Raw genomic sequence first — 256 nt, 5'->3', positions numbered from 1 at the left:
GGTGAAGTCGTCGTGCAAGCAGAACCCATCGGTGATGGCACTGTACCTGCCGGTGGCCTCGCGGCTGGTGGCGCGCACCGGGCTGACCCGGCAGCGCCTGCTGCTGCCGATTGCCGCGGCGATCGTGATGGGCGGCGCGCTGACCATGGGCGGCAATTCGCCGCTGATCCTGCTCAACGATCTGCTGGCCTCGGCCCACAACAATCTTCCTTCGGGCCTGGCCCCGATCGAACCGCTGCGCATGTTTGCGCCGCGG

The 256-nt window shown here is 68.4% G+C and carries 1 protein-coding gene; it reads left to right on the top strand.

The annotated features are described in order from the left end of the window. On the top strand, nucleotides 1–256 hold a 256-nt coding region (locus ACQG3P_RS20520), incomplete at both ends, for an SLC13 family permease (RefSeq protein ID WP_426806074.1).

Origin of the sequence: Stenotrophomonas sp. SrG, assembly GCF_050031795.1 — a bacterium.
Lineage (GTDB): Bacteria > Pseudomonadota > Gammaproteobacteria > Xanthomonadales > Xanthomonadaceae > Stenotrophomonas > Stenotrophomonas rhizophila_A.
This window is presented reverse-complemented; position numbering and strand designations above follow the sequence as displayed.